Here is a 19,828-nt window from a genome sequence, read left to right as displayed (position 1 = left end):
GCAACGCTCTCCTGTGTATTTTTTCGTTATAAAAAGAAAGCACGCAATTCCAAATGATTGATAAAAATCAATTGCATCAAATAAAAGCTGGAGAATAACAATGGGACTTTTTGATTTTGTAAAAGGTATTGGTAAGAAAAACACTGCCCCGGCAGAGCAACAACCGGCAGCACCGGCGGCGCCAGCAGAACCGTCTGCACAGGAAATGGCCAATAAATTATTGGGACATATTAAATCTTTAGGCTTACCAATTAAGGGCCTTTCTGTGAACTACAATGGCAAGACCGATTTAGCCACGATTAAAGGACAGGTACAAAGCCAGGCTGATCGTGAGAAAATTGTACTGGCGGTGGGAAATATTGATCATGTCGCGCAAGTGGATGATCAGATGACTGTGGCAACGCCAGAACCAGAAAGTAAATTCTATACAGTTAAATCAGGCGATACCCTGTCTAAAATCTCAAAAGAATTTTATGGTGATGCTAATCAGTATAATAAAATCTTTGAAGCCAACCGTCCTTTGTTAAAAGATGCGGATGATATTTTCCCTGGACAGGTGTTACGTATTCCGGCTTAAAGATTCAGAATTTTTATAAAAAGACGCATATCGCATCTTTTTTGTATTCAAGAGGGTGCGAATTTATATTTTTTATTCGCAGATGAATTCAGCTTATTTATAGTGCTGAAAAAATTAAACCCTCTTCGGAGGGTTTAATCATAAACTTTTACCAGCTCAACGCACCGCCCGTCTGATAATCCGTTACACGCGTCTCGAAGAAATTCTTCTCTTTACGCAGGTCCATCATCTCAGACATCCAGGCAAACGGGTTGGTCACACCGCTAAACTGCTCAGGTAAGCCCAACTGGCTTAAACGGCGGTTACAGATGAACTTCAGATATTCTTCCATCATGCCAGCGTTCATGCCCAATACGCCACGTGGCATGGTATCACGTGCATATTCAATCTCAAGCATGGTGCCTTCAAGAATCATTTGAATCACTTCTTGCTGGAACTCGGCGGTCCACAGGTGCGGGTTCTCGATCTTGATCTGGTTGATCATGTCGATACCGAAGTTCAAGTGCATTGATTCATCACGCAAGATGTACTGGAACTGTTCCGCCACACCATTCATCTTGTTACGACGGCCCATTGACAGGATTTGCGTGAAACCGCAGTAGAAGAAAATACCTTCAAGTACGCAGTAGAATGCAATCAGGTTACGCAGCAAAATCTGGTCGTTTTCAGGCGTACCGGTTTTGAAGGTTGGGTCGCTTAAAGACTGGGTGTATTTCAAGCCCCAAGCTGCTTTACGTGCGACTGATGGTACTTCACGGTACATGTTGAAGACTTCGCCTTCATCCATGCCCAAAGATTCGATACAGTACTGATACGCATGCGTATGAATCGCTTCTTCAAACGATTGACGCAAGATGTACTGACGGCATTCCGGGTTAGTGATGTGACGGTAGATCGCCAGAACCAGGTTATTGGCCACCAGTGAGTCAGCAGTCGAGAAAAAGCCCAGTGAACGCATCACGATGGTACGTTCATCTTCAGTCAAGCCATTTTCAGACTTCCACAACGCGATATCGTGGTTCATGTTGATTTCTTGTGGCATCCAGTGGTTGGCACAACCATCCAGATATTTTTGCCAAGCCCATTCGTATTTGAACGGCACCAGCTGGTTTAAGTCAGCGCGGCAGTTGATCATACGTTTGTCATCAACCTGTACGCGTCCTGCACCCATTTCCAGCTCTTCCAGGCCAGGCGCCACGTCAAGCTGTTCTAGGGAAGCAGATGCTCTTGCCAGCGAATCGGTTGAATTTGCTGATCCGCTTCGAGGGGTTGCAGCGGGTTGTGCAGCTGCCACATGCGTCTGTGGTTGCTCTGCAGCAGGTACCACTTGCGGATTAGCCGCTTTTTGCGGTTCGACGGGCGTAGGCTGGTGTTCAGGAGCAGCCGGTTTTTGCGAATCATCTTCGAAATCGTCCCAACTTAGGATAGACATATCAATTCTCTCTTCGTTGCTTTATATCTTTTATTGGACATCTCACGACGAAGGGGAGATGTCTTACTATACGCTTAATTTGTGAAAGCAAAATTAAGTTTTGCCGATGCTTGTTCTAAAAATGTACGTAGAACACGATCCTCAAGACTTATTTTGCTTTCGCTTCTGTTTGCGAATGGCCAAAAAGGCATAGACCATCGGCGTGTAAAAGAAAATAAAGGAAAAGACCAGAACCGCGAGTCCTAACATATAGTTATGAGTCATATGTGGCATGATGGAATCCTTTTTGTAGATGAATTAGTGTTAATTCTGATAAGCCTAAAAGGTTGATAATTAATACCAACCTTTTAGAGTGTTTTAGTTTTTCATTGCAATAATGATAGCTATAACGATAGGAACAACAATCGTTGAAAAACCTAAAACTATAGACAATATACCTAAAACTAAATCAGGATTAACACTATTCATTATTGACATTCTGCTTATGTTAAAAATGTATACATTGGATAAATTTCCTAAATTACAATTAGATACAATAGTATCTACACTAAAAATAGTGAAAAAATGTATACATTTTTTCATGCCAATAAGTGAAGAAACTTTCTTTAATTAAAAAGCACCTTCTACCAACAAGCTTCAGTATCTTGTTTGGAACTAAATAGTGGTTCCATTGCATTGATTATATAGAACACATCATATGGTGTATAGGGTCTTGAAAAAAACTATATATTGTGTTGGTCGATAAATTACACTTTGAGAAAACAATTAAATAACTTGGGCAATGTAGAGTTTTAAACAACTTTCATATAGTAAGAAAGATACGGTGCTCAAATTGTGTCATCTCAAATAATGTATACGAATTGAAAAAACAATAAAAGTAGTAAAGTAATTAAAAAAAGCGATTGATTAAGAAATTTATAGCAATAAAAAAGGACATATTGTATGGGTTGATATGTCCTTAATTAGAATAATGATTTATTGGACACTATAGACCTCTTGCGAAAGTATCGTTTTACCAAATTTTTGAATTGGCTAAAACCTTATAAAATGTAGCTTTGGGCTGTTTAAATTTTGACTAACGCAAGAAGTCTTATGTATGCATCCTAAGCAAAATCGTCAGCTTAATTATTTTTACGATTGAAGCATAACAGTAGGTATATATTGCCTATCTATCCAATCATAAAGTTGAATATCACAAATCCCATTCAAACGATGTCCCAAGACCATCGCAAATACTGAGGGGGCTTTAATAAAGAGATGCAACTTGGACAATTGATTGTTGGATTTGAAAGAAACTAGAGCTGATTTAGTCTCTCTAACTGCAAGATTCAGAGTTTCAATGCTATCAATCACATTGGTGCTTTCTAAATTCAATCTAGGTAATCCTTTTACGTCAAGACTAGCAGATTCGATATCGTTACCTATAGCGGTAGGGAATCCAATAGTAATAATCGCTTCAGTTTTGCCTTGTTGTTCAAAAGGCTCTATTTTAGTAAAAAAATTTCCTTCATGATGCTGATGATTATTAGTGCGGTAAGAAGTACCGTTATGTTTTCTCCTCAAATTAGAATTCGTGTAAAGAAAATGATCTCAATTGCAAATTTGTTCCGCTTAAAGGAAATAAACGAAGCTGAAGCTTTAGATTCTCTTCTTTCAACGATAGATGGATTTAAGAAGTTCACATAAAACCAATCAGCCTTTGTTCTTCAGCTCAGATATGCGAGCGGGAAACGCCCAAAGCTTCTGATGAATAGCCACCGATTTTGTAGACACCATTTAGTTAGATAATGGCAGAGGACTTTTACAAGTTGGCTGCCTATAATGGATGCTTAACCTCTACTTTTAACTTCGGTTATTTATGGGAGGATTACCCAATTACACCTAAATACTTACTACTTCGATTATTAAATGCATTTAAAGTTCCTTCCAAAATATTAACAGCATGTTGATTTAACTCGTAACTTTCAATAGAACCAGATTTATAATGGATGGAGTAATTATTTTCCCTATCAAAATTAGTATAAATAATTTGCTCTGCATCACATACTATTGCTAGATTAGGGTTATGAGTAACCATAATAATTTGTCTAGTCTTTTTAGCTTCATTAAGAATAGGAACTAACGAGTTTACAACAGTATCGTTATCAAGGTTTTCTTCAGGCTGATCTAGAATGATAGGTGTTTTATCTTTATCTACCAATAAATAGAATATCAATAGCAATGCACCACGTTGTCCAGGAGATAACTTTTCAACTTCTACATTTTGAAAACGTAATGAGTATTTAGATTTAATAAAGTCTAATCCGTATATAAAATTATAAACATCTTTCGGAGTAATATTTTTTTTCACCATCTCAGAGATACCAATCTCCTCATTAGCTTCATTTAATTTATCAATAAGCTGTTCTATAAAATCAATGACTCCTTCCAGTTTTTCTAAATCTTTATCTTGAGATAATTCTTCTAAAGTATGTTTAATCCTATCTGGCGTAAAATCCAATCTACGTTGCAGAATATGAGAAGTTAAATTCTCAAGAAACTCTTCAAAAGAAAAATTTAATTTAGATACAAACTCGAACTTATTCTTTGTATTTATAAAATTATTTTTTTCAATTGATTTCTGAACAGGCTCATAAAGCGACTCTCTTAGTAACTTCTTTGACTCTAAGATTTTATATATTGAGCTTGCGATATTTTTACGCTCATTTTTTTTCTCTGCTAGTTGATTAGGCAAATTATTAAATATTGTAATTTGATGCTGTATCCCATGAAGTGAATCAGGTATAAGTTCATCACCTTCTAACTGTTTTTTCTTCACTTCCCAAGTTTTAAGCACCTCAAGGTAGCTATTATATTTCTTGAATGGCTCTGATAATTCACTATTTATTCTCTGGATAGTTTCATTACACTTCTTAATCGAGGACTCCAATGTACTAATTTCTTTTAATTTGTTAGGGATTTCTTTTTCTAATTCAGCTTTCATACCTAATACTCTTTCCAAATTTGTACTGAACTGAATGATGTTATTTTCAATTCCAAGATTTTCTAAATCTTTACTTATATCCTCATTAAAATCCTCAATATATTTTATTAAAGCATCATTTTTTTCTATTATCTTATTCGTAATTAATATTTTTGCTTGGCTTTCTTTGATATTATCTTTCAAAGTATCAATTTTTTTTGAGAATCCAAGTACTTTTGAATTGACAGATTCCATCTGAATTTTTAAAGCTGATTGCTCTGGAGTTAAGTTTTCACTAGGGCATGGAACTTCAACAGGCTTAATAGATTCATGATCTTGAAGTTCTTGTAGCTTCAATAATCTTTTGTTTTCCAAAAGTTTTCTTACCTTTGGCTGTGATTGAGCTTCGTACGCTTCAATTTCTGAATTTAATTTGTTTAATTTGGCTTTCAATAAAAATAATTGATCATTTAATGAACTTTCTTTTAATTTGATTAATTCTTCAAGATCCGAGCAACCATTTTTTTCTTCCTCTGTTAAATAAGAGAATATAACGGAATTCAATTCTTGTTGAAATTCATTATCTCCATTATCAGGATTACATAGTTTTTCAAAATAAGCTTGAGGTATGTAACGTACTCTTTCAGTACTTTCATGATCAATACTAGCATCTAAAGTTTTTGTATCTTTAGTACCGTTCAACCAAGTTAATGTAGCTTCAAAATCTGATGCAAAACCACCTTTGCCTTTAAATCGTCCTTCTTTAAGGAAGGAAAAGTAATTACTGCTAGATTTAGAGTTCCCTAATAACGAAATAATATCAGCAAGAGCACTTTTTCCACTTCCTTTTTTACCTATTATCGCCACTAAATCATGGCTTAAATTTAATTTAGTTCCATCAATCCACTTGTGATTACACACAGCTGTAGGTTTTTTTACAACTTCAATTTGATCAATAAAGTAACTACCTTTTCCTTTTTTTAACGATTCTTTTTCAGGGACTTCCCCCACATAAATACGATTTTGAGGCTCTAAGGTAGCTTGGATTAGACCAGTAAATGTTGGATCAGCTTTAATCCATGTAAAACAGTTTCCAATTCTATCTTTATCTGATGTTTTTTCTGAAAAATTATGAGCATCACTACAGTCAAGTAATAAATCATTGACGCCATGATCTTGTAATTTCTGCTTAGCTTTATCAAAAGCTTCATAAGATTCTGCTGAAGTGAAAACGATATTTGCCTGATTAATTAGATGTTTTTTGACAGCTATCGAAGCATCAGTCCACTTGAGCTCATCCCATTCTGTTTTTCCAATAGCAATTAAATATTTCCCTTTAAAACAACTTTTATCAAGTACCTCAAGAATTGACTCCGAATGTAAGTTTAAATTATTAAATCCTTCAATTAGATCTGACCCATATTTATGTAATTCTTCATGAGGAACTGATGACTTAATTTGTCGACCCAAATCTTCGACTGATTCTTTTGTAATACTTTGGTGCCATGGTTTTTGTTCTTTTTCTAAAATATATTTCGCTTGTAAGCTATTTAAAAATTGAGATTTTATTTGATCTAAAGGTAAATTTTGTTCATCTGAGAAGATGACATGTAAATTTATGCGATTAAGCTTTTTAAACTCTACACCTGCAAACTCATGTAATCTAAATTCAACTACTGGCAAAATTAAATCAATATTTTTTAGTCTTCCTGAATTTTTTTCTTTTAAAACACGTTCATATCCATCAATAAAGAAATAGTCATTAATACCTATAACTTTAAACTCTTCGGGTAAATTTTCTAAATCCGTTATAAATTTTTCCCAAGTTGCCTCATTATTACCACCATATTTTTGATCAAGAGAAGCAGGCGTGTGTATATGTAAATCCCATTTACGCCATTCTGATCCTTTATTAAACATATTTCCCCCTAAAAAAATAATTAATACAAATTTAAATCTATGCTACTGCTTTATTAAACGCTTCAACCACATTTAAAATATTATCAGCATCACCACCAGTAAACACACCATCAATCCCCTCAAAATGGATTTGACTAAAAGGTGGCTCGTAAAGCTGCTCTGGCTGTAGTGTTCCCCGAATGGTTAAGTGTTCAATGACCATTTCAACAAAACGAATCTGTTTTTCATTATAGGTTGTACCTTGCAAATACTTAGAGAAAGCCGCCTGTACAGCTTGGCGATCCAGTCCAACCAATGAACGAATAAATAATGGTAAACTTTGCTCTGTTCCGAAGCATTCTTCAAACTTTTCTTTGCTTTCAACTTCTTGAGCTTCAAAAACAAATCGCTCAAGCTCTTTTAAATCGGTTGGGGTTAAAGCTAAACCTCGTTTTAATTTGGCAATGGTAATGTGGTTTTCATTAGCTTTAATAAAACTCTCCACACGCTTGCGGTATTGCGCAATATTTACCCCACTTGAAACCACTGGAATATCAACTTCAGTTGCTTCACCGATTTCATCATCTAACATGGAATACACAATCGTAGAGGTTGTTTTTTCAATGAGTTTAACCAAGCCACGGATACGTTTACGCATCGACTCAAGCATAGGGACTGTAATTCCTTCCCAATAGGCTTCAGTTTGTATGTCCTGAATTAACTTAATCTGTGCTGCGACAACAGGAATATTCTCTTTGCTTTCCAGTTTAGAAGCGATTTCAATCACTTTATTCGCATAGGCAAGTACCGCTTTGGCATCCTTATTCAACACAGCAAGTTCAATGTTGTAGCACAACATATCAAACAGCTTGGCTTCTAGTGTTTCTGCTTCTAGTTCATTTGGAAGTTTAGAAATATGTTCTCGCAACGTACCAATAGCAAGATCATCTAAATTGTTCCATGCCTCATCTTTTTGGAATTGCTCAACATACTCAAGCTCATCACGAACAATAAAATTATCTTTGTTCATTGATTTCACTTCAGTTTGTAGGCTTTGTTGTATGTCTTGACGGACGGCTGCCAATTCTTCAGTTTGATAGTCTTGAGCATTCAACAAACTCAAAAGATTTAAACGTGCCTTAAATAGTCGTTGCCCCAAGGGTTCAGCAGTAGATACAGGCGCACCATCAGGATTTTCGTTGAAATATTCAAAGTTTGAGCAGTAATCAAAAATATAGAATTCTTTTTTGTCCATTCCTGGGGCAAAGAGGTCTTTGCAAAGCCGTGTACCACGACCAATCATCTGCATAAACTTCACTTTTGAGCGTACAGCTTTGAAAAAGACGAGGTTGACCACTTCAGGCACATCAATGCCTGTATCGAGCATATCGACAGAAATAGCAATTTGTGGATCAGCCAGCTCTTTTTTACTAAAACTATCAATCAGGCTTTGTGCGTACTTGGTTGAATGCGTGATCACACGGGCGAACTTACCATCATATTGCGGATAGTTTTTGTCAAAGCGTTCTGCAATGAAATTGGCGTGGTTCTGATTGACTGCAAAGATGATGGTTTTACCCAACATATCTCCACCTTCAACCTTGATGCCATTTTCCATCAAGTGCTGCAGCATTTTGTCTACTGTGCCTGTATTAAACAGTTCCTTATTAATTTTTGATGCATTTACTTCTTCAGGTGCGTCATCACCGCCCCAATCCAGCTCATTCCAGTGTTCTTTTTCTTCTTCGGACAACTCATTAAATTTCACACCTTCACGCATGAACTTTAAGGGGACTGAAAAGGCTTTAGGTGGAACTAAATAACCATCGGCAATGGCTTGGTCTAAATCGTAATAATCTGTTGGAACACCACTTTCCAAACCAAAGAGTGCATAAGTATCACGGTCTACTTCATCGCGTGGGGTAGCAGTTAAACCAACCAATAAGCTATCAAAGTATTTAAAAATCTCACCGAATTTTTGGTACACACTACGATGGGCTTCATCGACAATAATCATGTCAAACATGCCTGTACCGTATTTACGTGTGCCGTCTGCATTCACTTCATCAATCAGTCCCATCATGGTTTGATAGGTAGATAAATACACCCGTCCATTTTGATTTTTACTGTCTACTAAATTAACAGGTGCAGAGTCAGGTAAATTGGCTTTAAAGGCATTGGTGGCTTGTACGACTAATGAGGTACGGTCAGCGAGGAATAAAACCTTCTGAATAGCATTGGCTTTCATCAGTACATCAACCAACGCAATTGCGGTACGGGTTTTACCTGTACCAGTTGCCATGATCAGTAAACCTGCACGTTCTTTACGCTGAAATGCGGCTAAAATCGCTTTGATGGCACGGGTTTGATAATAACGCTCAACGATTTCCGCATTGATCGGAAAGCTACCCAAATCTGGATTATTTTTGCGTCTTTCAATTAGGCGTTTTAGTTCAGTTTGCGTGTAAAAACCATGTACCAAACGAGGTGGGCCACCTTGCACATCATTCCAGATACGGGTTTTATAACCGTTGGTGTAGAACATCACAGGACGTTGACCTGTTTGCTGTTCTAGACAATCTGCATAGAGTTTTGCCTGTTGTTGTCCCACTTCAGGATCAACCGATGTACGTTTAGCCTCTACCAAGGCTAAAGGCAAGCCATTGGCATCATACAGTACATAATCGACAGCACCTTTACCTGATGGGCTTGGCATACCTGTAACTGGAACTTCCTCTCTTGCAGTTACACCAATTTCCCAACCTGCTTCTTCTAGTAAAAGATCAATTTTTAGTTTACGAGTTTCGTCTTCTTTGTAGTCGGTATGATCAGGAATCTGACTATTGGCAAGTTTAGCCTGTTCAACTTCAGCACGTTTTTGAGCAAGTTCAGCGTCAATATTGGCAAGTAGTTTTTCGCGCTCTTCCAAACTTGCCGATAATTCAAACAGCTGTTGTTCACGTTCACGCAAGGCTTTGTGTTGTTCTGCAAATGCTTTTTCTTTGGCTTCAACTTCTTTTTGCAGTTGTTCCTGATTCGCTGCCATTTGCTGTGTTTGGTCAGCATTTGGAATCAGTCTAGGATTGAATAAAATGGTCTGAGAGCGATCTTTTGATGGTGAGCCATAATTACGTTCAAACCAGACATAGATCAGGAACAGATGGCTAATGTGTTTAACTGTTTCTTCAGTCGTCAGTTGTTTGAATTTTTTACCGTGTACCGCACTGTTACCCACCATGCGGATGTTATCCATTTTGTCCCAAATGTAGGGTGGGATAATTTCCTTGAATTTTACATCGGTGATGAGGTTATAGAGCGATGGGTCATAAGGCTGAGTGAGTTTTTTATCGTATTGATATAACCAAAGAACAAGGTTTTCCAGCGATGTTCTTGCTGCAGCAATGGCAAATTGTGGGGAAATATACACAAGCTTTTCAGCTTCTTTTGCAGTGAGTGCTAGCTTGCTAAACTCAGGCTCTAAAAACTGAAAGTTGCTCATGTATATACCCTCAAAATATTTTATAAATTTCCGCTAAATGCTTGGTTTTGTAATGATATAAATAACTGATTTTGTACATCTAGTTGTTTATAAAGCTTTTGTTTTTGATCTTCAATGCTTAAAGCAATTTTAGACCATTTTTCCTGTAACTCTTTTGGTGGAACAGGAACTTCAATGATACTTAGCTTTCCAAGATATAATCCTGCCTGTGCAGCTGTATTTCTGCTATTTAAAATCTTTTGTTGCATATAATCTGAAGCAAGGAGATGTAATAAATATTGCGAAATTACAGAATTATTATCAGGTTTTAAGAGCGCAACACTTCTTGCAAGAGAAAACTCTTCCATATCAGGAACAAGACATAGTTTACCTATTGTTGCTCCGACACATACAATCATTAGATCGCCAAATTCAGGTGAACATCTTTTATAAATTCGTTGGTGATCTTCTTCACTAATGTATGAAACTTCAGTTATATCTAAAGTCATATTTTTAGTGATGTTTCTTGCCATTAAATAAAGTTTTCCTGATTCTAAACGTTCAACAGTTCCATGCTCACCATCAGTAATTTTAGTACAAACTTGTTTTAAGGATTTAATTGGAAATCGATTTTGGTATGTATTAGGATCGCCAAACATATCAATAAACGTGGCTTGTAAAAGCTGATCTAACTTTTCAATCGCTTGCTGACGTTTTTGGCGTAACTCGTCCGCTTGATCTAAAATAGAGGTAATTCGGCGTTGTTCTTCAAGTGGTGGGAGTGGGATTTCTAATTCTTTGAGAAATTTAAAATGTCTACTATATCCAGCATCAGGAATTTTGGCATATCTTAAATAATGATATAAATATTTGGGATCACAGTCATCTTTAGGCTTCAAGACTTTGACACCATCTGCTCCCATTGCAAATGGAAAATCTACAAATTTAATAGCTTTCGTATGATCACCAAAAATTACTACAGGTAAATCAGTACTTTTTACCAAGTACTCTTGATCATTTATGTAACCTGCAATAAATTTTTTACCTTGATCAACAACAGGGTATTGCCCATCAAGCAAAAAAAGTTCTTGGGGAAGCTTTTTATTTCCACCTGATTTATCTTGAACAATATCAGTAAATTTTTTTAATCGTAATGTCACTTAAGCATCTCCTTAAGCGTAACCATTCCTTTTAAAATATCCTGCTCAAGTACTTCTAAATCCGCCAAAATTTTACTTGGTGCTTCATATTCCACTTGCTCATACACCACTTCTTTATAACGGTTAATCGACAAGTCGTAACCATTGGCAGCAATATCGGCTTTATCCACCAAAAAACTTTGCTCAGTCGCTTTACGATCTGCTTCAGCATCCAAATTTTTAAAACGGGCAAGAATGTCAGGAATATTATTATTTTCGTGTTTAGAGGCATCTAGCTCATTACGCTTATCATCTAGCGAATAACCATCTGCCTGCATATCGTAGAACCAGACTTTATCTGTACCACCAGATTCAGTTTTGGTGAAAATCATAATTGCAGTAGAAACACCTGCATACGGCTTGAACACACCAGAAGGCATAGAAATAATCGCCTCAAGCTTTTGTTCTTCTACAATCTTTTTACGCAAATCCTTATGTGCTTTAGATGAGCCGAATAACACCCCATCAGGCACAATAATTGCTGCACGACCACCTGTTTTCAGCAAACGTAAGAACAATGCTAAAAATAGCAATTCAGTCTTTTTGGTTTTAACAATCGCCTGAATATTTTTAGCACAGCTTTCATAATCCAAACTGCCTGCAAATGGAGGATTGGCAAGAATCAAACTAAACTGACTTTCAATATGTGAATGTGCTTCGCTTAAAGAATCACGGTTTTCAATACTTGGATTTTCAACACCGTGCAGCATCATATTCATAGAACCAATACGAAGCATGGTGCTATCAAAGTCATAGCCAAAGAAAGTTTCTTCACTAAAACGCTTTGCTGCTTCAGGTGATGCAAAAATTTCTGTGCTGTGATGTTCATTTAAGTATTCACTTGCAGCAACGAGGAAGCCTGCTGTACCACAAGCAGGGTCGCAAATGGTATCGGTTGGTTTTGGCTGCATCAACTCCACAATCATCTTGATGATATGGCGAGGTGTACGGAATTGACCGTTCTGACCTGCAGATGCAATTTTACCAAGCATGTACTCGTAAATATCACCCTTAGTATCTTTATCATCCATCGGCACTTCAGCCAAGAGATCGACCACTTTCGTTAAAAGTGCAGGTGTAGGAATAGTGAAACGGGCATCCTTCATGTGATGGCTGTATGTGGTGTCATCTTCATTGCCAAGATTTTTAATAAACGGAAAAACTTCATTGGCAATAATATTGTAAAGCTGAGTAGGATCACCCAAGGTAGTGAACTTTGACCAACGCAGATGATCTTGCTCTGGTTTGAACACTGGTTTTTCTATTGTTATTTTTAGACGATTGGCTTTGCGCTCTTTTGTAATCTGAATTTCATCAAGTCGGCGAATGAATAACAAATAGGTCATCTGCTCCATCACTTCGAGTGGGTTAGAAATACCCCCACTCCAAAATGCATTCCAGATTTGGTCAATTTTGCTTTTAATTTCGCCTGTAATCACACTGATGACTCTCAAATTTCTTTGAGGATATTGTGGTAGATATTAATAGAAAAAGCTATTGTAATTAAACGGGATGCGACATGGTTTGGCGTGAGAAAAGTTAAGGCAATAACTCTTTAGCATCAATCTGAAGTACAGAAGCAAGCTCATAGAGTTTTAAGACAGTGATGTTTACTTCACCACGTTCAATACGACCTAAATAACTACGATCAATTCCACATTGTAATGCTAATGCTTCTTGGGTAATTTTTCTCTCCGCTCTTTTTTTTCGTAATAATCGACCAATTTCAGTAGATAATTCTGACATTTGAAAAATTTCTCAAAAAACAGAAATATCACCAATTGAGGATTAAACATCCACGGCTTATAATCCTCATTTTCATTATGAAAGAGGTCTAAAATGTTGAAATTGAATATTCCCTTAGCCGAAGATTTCGTTGAAATAATAAAAAACAATGAAATTAAAAATTGGGAATCAAAATGCTTTTGGTTAATTATTAAACAATCAGATCGACCACGCATTTTAAGTATGAAGAGATTACGTGAGCGCATGTACACAGCAATTCAAGTATTACTGAAAAATGATTTTTTGGTAGCACAAAGATCACTATGTAATAAAAGATTATATTTATATAGTGAAACGCCAAAATTAAAAGAACTGCGAAAAAAACTGATTGATATTGATGAAAACAACCCACTATTTACCCAAAAAAACACTATAAACAAAGAGTTAAGCTTTCTAAAAAATCAGGTAGATTTTATTAATGAATTGGCAGTTTCTTACCCTGAATTTTGTGATTCAATTCAAAAATATAAAGAAGAAATTGATTATCAGATTAATTTTTGTGAAGTAAAGATTAAAACAATAAATAACATTATAAAAATATATAATGGATGATTATAAAAACCATTATACATAATATTAATATAATAAAAACAATAACTTACAATAAAAAAGTGATTGATTAATCCTGAAAAATATTCTATTTTTTCGTCAACATCATTCAAAATTCACCCGATATGATCAAATCGATTCAGCAAGTTAGAGAAGAGTTTTCAGCAAATGGAATTTCCATTGCTGAATGGGCAAGAGATAATCATTTTTCTCCAGACCTAGTTTATCGAATTTTAAAGAACAATAGAGTTCCGAAACGCGGTGAAAGCCATAAAATTGCAGTGAAATTGGGTATTAAGGAGCAAAAAAATATGAATTAATTTTAACTTTTAATTATTCTTTTTTAGTGCAGAAAGTATAAAGACCCATGCTGTAACATGAGCCTTTATGGATTTGTCTTTTACTTGAAGGTGCAAGACAAATCAATTCTAAAAGACATTGATGCTTTTATCAATGTTTAGGGTGCTTTCTGCTTTTAATTTTTACTTGATTTTCATTTAAGTGAATTAATATGTGCAGTGTAAAAGTAGTTGCAAAAGTTGTAGATGATGATTCAGGTATTCGTACAGAAATACCAATATTACTTGATCATAATAAAGAACCAATAAAGCCTATAGTTCGATTTCAGACTTACTGCAAAAAAGTGAATTTAAAGTTTAATTATTAACGAAAATTTTTCGTAGAATTGGTTGGTATTGGTCTATCTAGTTCCTCTAGAGTGATTCCCTTATTTGCAGCATTTGTAGCCCAAACAACAAATTTTTCGTTGAGTAGGTTATTGTCATTTTCTAATCTGTTTATGGTTGCTTCTAATTTTTTAATTTTTTCTAAAGCTACTTGTAGTCCCTGATTACTGAAATTGCTATTCCCATCTCTGTCAGGATTTTCTGTCCATCTTCTTTTATCCCAACTATCTTTGAACCTCGGATGTCTAAGTAAAGCCGCTTTTGTATACTTATGGCCAAGATCTATTTCAAGCATGGCTAAAAATCGGGGCCAGGTCAGTTTTCCAGTCCATCCATCAAGTAACTTTAAAGCAATATCAATTCTTTCTTTAGTTAAACGAGGTGCAGTAGTCATATGATATTTTGATCCTGGGAGATAATTTTAAAATTAGGATTTTAATTTTGCTCTAACGTTCTTACTGCGAAAGCTAAACCAACTTTAGTTTGATGATAGTCTGATGAATCTGCTAGGGTGAACATAGTGTTATTTGGCACACTATCATCCTCCAAAAATGCTTTAATTTTCTGCCAACGCTCTAGTTTAGGTTCATTGACATCAATCCATCTTCTTGCACCTGTATGCCCATCTTGTTCAGCTTCTTTTGCATCAAGTAAGGCTTTTTCAAGTATTTGTATTTGATAAGATGCCTCTCTTCTATGTTTCTCATTACCTTTCATAACGGAAAATTCACCGCAATTTCCACAGTCTTTATCTTTAGGACAGGGGGTGAGAGAATAGTCATGCCGACAGATACCATACTGAGTTATGTGAATTGATCCTAATTCTATTTTTAGGGCTTCCTCGTAACTAATAGAGTTTATTTTGGCAATAGCTTGTGCTTTTTCTTCTAAGCTCCCTGTTTGCTTGATCGCCTCAACCTGATTCTCCAGATCTGTAAAAGCTTCAATAATCGCTTCTTGAGATAAATGATTATAAACATCATTTTGCTTAACACTTTTTCTTCCTGACCAAAATGCAATGAGTTCCTGAGAGAGTGCTTTTGCTTGTGCTAGGGTATTAAGCAAGTGTCTAAATTGGTGTGATGTAACATACATCGGTTTTTCATTAGGAAATTTCTTATCATTTCTACTGAAGATTGTGCGACCGTCAGGGTTGCTTCCTAGTTGTTTATTAATCCTATCAATATCCATGGATTCAGGTACATTCAGAAGTGAATCAGCGGTGGGGCTTAAGATATTTTTAGGTAAAACAAATAATGACTCATGCCAATATTGCTGTGATCTGCCATCAAATATCGGGAATGTTTGAGGTAGTTTGCTAATTATAAAGTGTTCTATTTCATCAAAACTATAAAGATTTATCCAAGGACTTTTTACAAACATTCTACTTTTATCAGTAGTCCGTCCTATTGGTTTAGAAAATCCATATCTATAAGCATGACATGCTTTAATGGTATTTTCCTTTCCTAGAATTTTGGCAACCTCCCATAAAGTAATTGACTGATTTCTTAAATGTTCAAGATGAGGCGGAAGGTATAATTTATTTGGATTGTCTTTATACCATCGCGCAGCTTCGCGAGCAGGTTTGCCAATTTCAATTAAGTAATTCACAGCATCAGTAGCTAATTCTTCGTATTCTTTATTTACAGCAAATTTGGTTAATGGATCTCCACCTTTCAATGGACGCCATTTTAAACCCATAATTTCTATATCACCTTGAGAAGCCTTTGTGATGCAATCTATGGATAGGGATAATATTTCCGAGCCTCGACTTGGGGCAAACATTGCTAAAGCGACAAAGCAGGTTACTATTTTATCTGGGATATGGTTACTTGAATGATGGATTTCAGCGAGTGCCAAAATTTCCTCTAAATGAGGTATTTTTGATTTACTGCCTTCAGTATGATCTTTCTGTGTACGATCACTCCTTGCAGGTGCTGTATATGTAATTGTTGTAGACCAATTATAGATCTTTGTATTTATCTGTTTTTTTACAACAATATTATTAATAATCGATTCTAAATTTTTTGCAAAAACCCATGGATCTTTATATTTAGAGCGTAGATAAGATTCTGCCAAGTTTAAAGTATCACTATTTATTTCACTTACACATACAGGATTATTTTGTTCTATTAAGGCAAATTCTAAAGCTTGAATAGCATAAATAATTCGTTTGTATTCGTATAGTTTTTTTTCTCGCATAATTTGGCAAAATACTGCTTTAGCAAAATCAATTAGTGGCTCTGACATGGAAATGTTGATTTCATTTTTAGATGTTGCGTGGTCAGTGACAGAGCGGAAATAAACTTTCTTTGATTTATTATCGTGAATTTTATCTTTTAAAAAACTTGTAATATCCCAAATGTTATCATTCCAGTCATTGTTAGGAAATATAAAGTTTTTTTTGTTTGTTGAAATAAAAAACTCTAAATTTTTTTGAGACTCTGTGTCCTGAGCAGACTTAAAATTTATAACAGTTGTCATTATTTATATCCCGCTTCTACTAGATTAATAATATCTTTAACAGCCTTGATAGCTTGTATATTGATTTCCTTAATTCTTAAGGTCTGCTCTTTGGCTTGGTCTTCGACTAAGTAATCTAAAAGCTTTTCCCATGGTGCATCTATTAATGGCTCAAAATAGGGACACGTTAAACAAGCAATAGGAGCATTTTGATAGCATTTAGCTTGTGTACCACATGAACCGATTGTTTTGCCTGCTAATCTGAAAAAATCAGCAATTGCTGAGTCCTGAAATTTTGCATCATCTAGAGAGGGGATTAATTTTCCCTTGAATGCGTTAGCAAAAAAACTCATCTCTTCATTTAGGGTATCTTGTATTGGCTTTTGTAGCTCTGGCATGGATGCACGGTAGAAACGGATGCAACTTAAAGAACGGTGTGTCAGCAGTCTTGCAACTTCTTGGTCTGAAGCACCACTTGCTAAAGCTCTTGTTGCAAGCGTATACCTGAATCTATATGCATTTACAGGGATTTTTCCTTCTAACCTTGAAGAATAAGTGTTTAGATCTTCGAAAATCTGTGTAGTTTTATTACTAATTTCGGTTGGATTTAGTTTGAAGAAATTTGAATTTTCATCAGAGGAGGAATACTGCTCTAGATATTTAATTATACAGTCAGCTAAAATTGTTGGTGCTTTCCTAAGAAAATAACCTTGCTCGATTATTCCTTCTCCTTTGGCGAGAGGCATTTTAATCATTACATCTTTATCAATAACTTGTATGTCCTCAAATTTTAAGCGTGATAGTTGGACTGGTCGTGCTCCTGTTGCGATCATGAACCAGCCTAGTGTGTAATCTTTTAAGCTGATAGTATTTTTACTGAATGCTAAGTTGAATTTTGAATGTATGCTTTCTAACTCTTGTAAGGTAAACGCACCTTTTTCTGGATCATTTACTATTAGTTTAAAATAAGCAGGATTTTTTTCTTCCCATTTAATTGTATTTTCTAAAAAATCTTTGAATTCAGTATCTATTAAATTGGGATAATATTTTGATAAACGTCTAAGTATCGGCGTTATAAAAGCAGGATAACTGGGATTAATCATCTGAAGTGATTGTAAGGATGAAAAACCTAATATTTCATGATTAACATTAATATCAATATTTATCCAATCTTCAAATGCATATAGAATAGTTGAAACATATTTTATTGAGTGAGTTGATAATAGATCTGTAATAATATTTGATAAAGCATGATGAACTGTTGATTTTTTAGAAAATATACCAAAATTCAACTTGATTATAAGTTTATCATGATTTTCTAGTTCATAATTAGAAAATAGTTTTGTATTTACTTGTCTTCCATCAAGTAGTATTACAGTTCGTTCTGTAATTGGATTTTCTTTTTCAATGAGATTGTTTTGCATAATTAATGCTCTAATTTAGTATTAATACTATTTGCCAGTAGTTCGCCAAGTTCATCCGCTTTTTCTCTGATTGATCTGCGTGCATACCGACTACTCATTTCTGATATTGAACTCCACCCCATTAATCTATTTCGAATTTGCTTCTCCTTTTCTTTATCTGGTCTCCGATCTTCTGGAATGTTATCTAACATCTCACTAAAAACATCATTCCAGGTTCTTCTCATTGTGTGGGGAGTGAGCTGCGCATAGATATTGGCATGTTTCCTTAATGTTCTGAACATTAGATTGATTGCATCATTTGATAAATGTTGACCTGTCTCGGTTGTAAATAGATAACCATGTTTTCTATTTTTGAACGGGATTTTATTTAAATGCTTTGTAATATAGTTATGAAAATATTCACAGGCCTTGGAGGAGCACTTAACGTCACGTTCAACTGTTTTAGAAACTCGAATAGTGATGGTGTGATTACTATAATTAAAGTCTTCTATCTTTAGATATCTCAGCTCACTTCTTCGCATTCCTGTACTTAGTAGAATTTCATAAATCAACTGATTTCTATGTTTTAAGAATTCATTTCTGAAAAGATTATCTGGGTGTTCTGGATCTATGATCTCTAGGATTATATTTCGTTCGTTAGATGAAAGTCCCTCAGGGGCATCTTGATCACCTTTATTAGAAACTCTTGGTGCTAGTGAATTAAAGTAATTTAAACGTTGCTCAATGTCATTGTATTTATCTTTGTTAAGGCGATGTTTTGATCTTTGGAGCAGGAACTTGAGATAATTAAAAATTGTCTTTATGCGATATGAGCCTTCTTCTGCTGAAGTTGAGGCTTTTGATTCTTGTTTTAATTTAGGCATGTAGATGAGATTTTCAATTTTTTTTGCAATATTCTTCGAATTTATTGATGGTTGTTCATTTTTCTGGGCCATCATTCGATCTTGATGTTTTCGATTTAGTCTAAGAAAAAAAGCTAAATCTTGAAGTTGTTCTATGGTTAAAAAATCTGAATATAAGATGCTATCTTCTAAAACTATATTATTTAATGATGCCCATAAATGAGCAACACCAATACATCTTAATGCTTTATCCGTTGTGCTAACTGCACGTCCTAAACTTCTAAACTTAGTCATGGCATAAACATTTGGATAGAACAAAGGAATTCTATCTTCATCAATGAGTACTACCATTGGTTGTTCATCACTTGCAACAAACTCTTTAGTGCTTCTTTTTATCATAAAGTATACGTTTTCTGATTATCATCTCCCATAACTTTATTAAATATAAAAATATACCCTTTGTAAAGAGCTTAAGCCTAAGATTTACAAAGGGTATTATTTAATTATATATACATTTCAATATATATCACTG

14 protein-coding genes and 1 pseudogene are annotated in these 19,828 nt (G+C 35.2%); 3 read left to right on the top strand and 12 right to left on the bottom strand.

From position 1 onward, the window contains the following. Positions 1-100 precede the first annotated feature (100 nt). Complete coding sequence (lysM, locus tag FTU50_RS04680; RefSeq protein ID WP_180046423.1) at positions 101-577, top strand: peptidoglycan-binding protein LysM; 477 nt, start codon at positions 101-103, stop codon at positions 575-577. A gap of 148 nt (positions 578-725) precedes the next feature. On the opposite strand, the gene FTU50_RS04675 is transcribed toward lysM, so the two are convergent. The 8 genes and pseudogenes from FTU50_RS04675 to FTU50_RS04645 all read right to left on the bottom strand — a co-directional run bounded on the left by FTU50_RS04675 (position 726) and on the right by FTU50_RS04645 (position 13,293). After that, positions 726-2,009 (bottom strand): ribonucleotide-diphosphate reductase subunit beta, encoded by a 1,284-nt coding sequence (locus FTU50_RS04675; protein ID WP_005175999.1) that lies wholly within the window; start codon positions 2,007-2,009, stop codon positions 726-728. Between the two features lie 141 nt (positions 2,010-2,150). Continuing rightward, positions 2,151-2,282, bottom strand: a complete 132-nt coding sequence (locus FTU50_RS15520; protein ID WP_081407111.1) for a preprotein translocase subunit YajC — start codon at positions 2,280-2,282, stop codon at positions 2,151-2,153. 858 nt (positions 2,283-3,140) lie between these two features. Next, a pseudogene (locus tag FTU50_RS04670) lies at positions 3,141-3,566 on the bottom strand (SAVED domain-containing protein); the annotation flags it as partial. A 310-nt stretch (positions 3,567-3,876) separates the two neighbouring features. Then, positions 3,877-6,891, bottom strand: a complete 3,015-nt coding sequence (locus FTU50_RS04665; RefSeq protein ID WP_179990863.1) for a TrlF family AAA-like ATPase — start codon at positions 6,889-6,891, stop codon at positions 3,877-3,879. A gap of 37 nt (positions 6,892-6,928) precedes the next feature. Next, the gene (locus FTU50_RS04660; protein WP_180046421.1) at positions 6,929-10,369 is read right to left on the bottom strand and encodes a DEAD/DEAH box helicase family protein; all 3,441 of its coding nucleotides are present in this window, start codon (positions 10,367-10,369) and stop codon (positions 6,929-6,931) included. Between the two features lie 20 nt (positions 10,370-10,389). Then, on the bottom strand, positions 10,390-11,508 hold the full coding sequence (locus FTU50_RS15710) for a restriction endonuclease subunit S (RefSeq protein WP_179990865.1): 1,119 nt from the start codon (positions 11,506-11,508) through the stop codon (positions 10,390-10,392). Next, positions 11,505-12,986 carry a class I SAM-dependent DNA methyltransferase gene (locus tag FTU50_RS04650; protein ID WP_179990866.1) on the bottom strand — a complete coding sequence of 494 codons (1,482 nt, stop codon included), beginning with the start codon at positions 12,984-12,986 and terminating at the stop codon, positions 11,505-11,507. Before FTU50_RS04650 ends, FTU50_RS15710 begins: the two co-directional genes overlap by 4 nt. A gap of 100 nt (positions 12,987-13,086) precedes the next feature. Next, positions 13,087-13,293 carry a helix-turn-helix domain-containing protein gene (locus FTU50_RS04645; RefSeq protein ID WP_179996866.1) on the bottom strand — a complete coding sequence of 69 codons (207 nt, stop codon included), beginning with the start codon at positions 13,291-13,293 and terminating at the stop codon, positions 13,087-13,089. A gap of 93 nt (positions 13,294-13,386) precedes the next feature. Between FTU50_RS04645 and FTU50_RS04640 the strand changes: the two genes are divergently transcribed. Both FTU50_RS04640 and FTU50_RS04635 read left to right on the top strand, forming a co-directional pair. Next, positions 13,387-13,884 (top strand): hypothetical protein, encoded by a 498-nt coding sequence (locus tag FTU50_RS04640; RefSeq protein WP_180046417.1) that lies wholly within the window; start codon positions 13,387-13,389, stop codon positions 13,882-13,884. A gap of 122 nt (positions 13,885-14,006) precedes the next feature. Further along, positions 14,007-14,201, top strand: coding sequence for a DNA-binding protein (locus tag FTU50_RS04635; protein WP_179996868.1), 195 nt, complete (start codon positions 14,007-14,009; stop codon positions 14,199-14,201). 343 nt (positions 14,202-14,544) lie between these two features. Here FTU50_RS04635 and FTU50_RS04630 read toward each other — a convergent pair whose 3' ends face one another. The 4 genes from FTU50_RS04630 to FTU50_RS04615 are packed head-to-tail and all read right to left on the bottom strand — an operon-like array spanning position 14,545 to position 19,695. Next, positions 14,545-14,961, bottom strand: coding sequence for a hypothetical protein (locus FTU50_RS04630; RefSeq protein WP_179990870.1), 417 nt, complete (start codon positions 14,959-14,961; stop codon positions 14,545-14,547). Between the two features lie 41 nt (positions 14,962-15,002). Next, positions 15,003-17,051, bottom strand: a complete 2,049-nt coding sequence (locus FTU50_RS04625; RefSeq protein WP_180054475.1) for a hypothetical protein — start codon at positions 17,049-17,051, stop codon at positions 15,003-15,005. Beyond that, a complete protein-coding gene (locus FTU50_RS04620; RefSeq protein ID WP_180046413.1) occupies positions 17,051-18,454 on the bottom strand; it encodes a tyrosine-type recombinase/integrase in 1,404 nt (467 codons plus the stop codon). Before FTU50_RS04620 ends, FTU50_RS04625 begins: the two co-directional genes overlap by 1 nt. 2 nt (positions 18,455-18,456) lie before the next feature. Continuing rightward, entirely contained in the window at positions 18,457-19,695 is a 1,239-nt protein-coding gene (locus tag FTU50_RS04615; RefSeq protein WP_180046411.1) for a tyrosine-type recombinase/integrase, read from the bottom strand. Between the last annotated feature and the right edge of the window lie 133 nt (positions 19,696-19,828).

Origin of the sequence: Acinetobacter sp. YH12112 (assembly GCF_013418945.1) — a bacterium.
GTDB lineage: Bacteria > Pseudomonadota > Gammaproteobacteria > Pseudomonadales > Moraxellaceae > Acinetobacter > Acinetobacter indicus.
The sequence above is the reverse complement of the archived record's forward strand: the minus strand, read 5'-3'. Positions and strand labels throughout refer to the sequence as shown.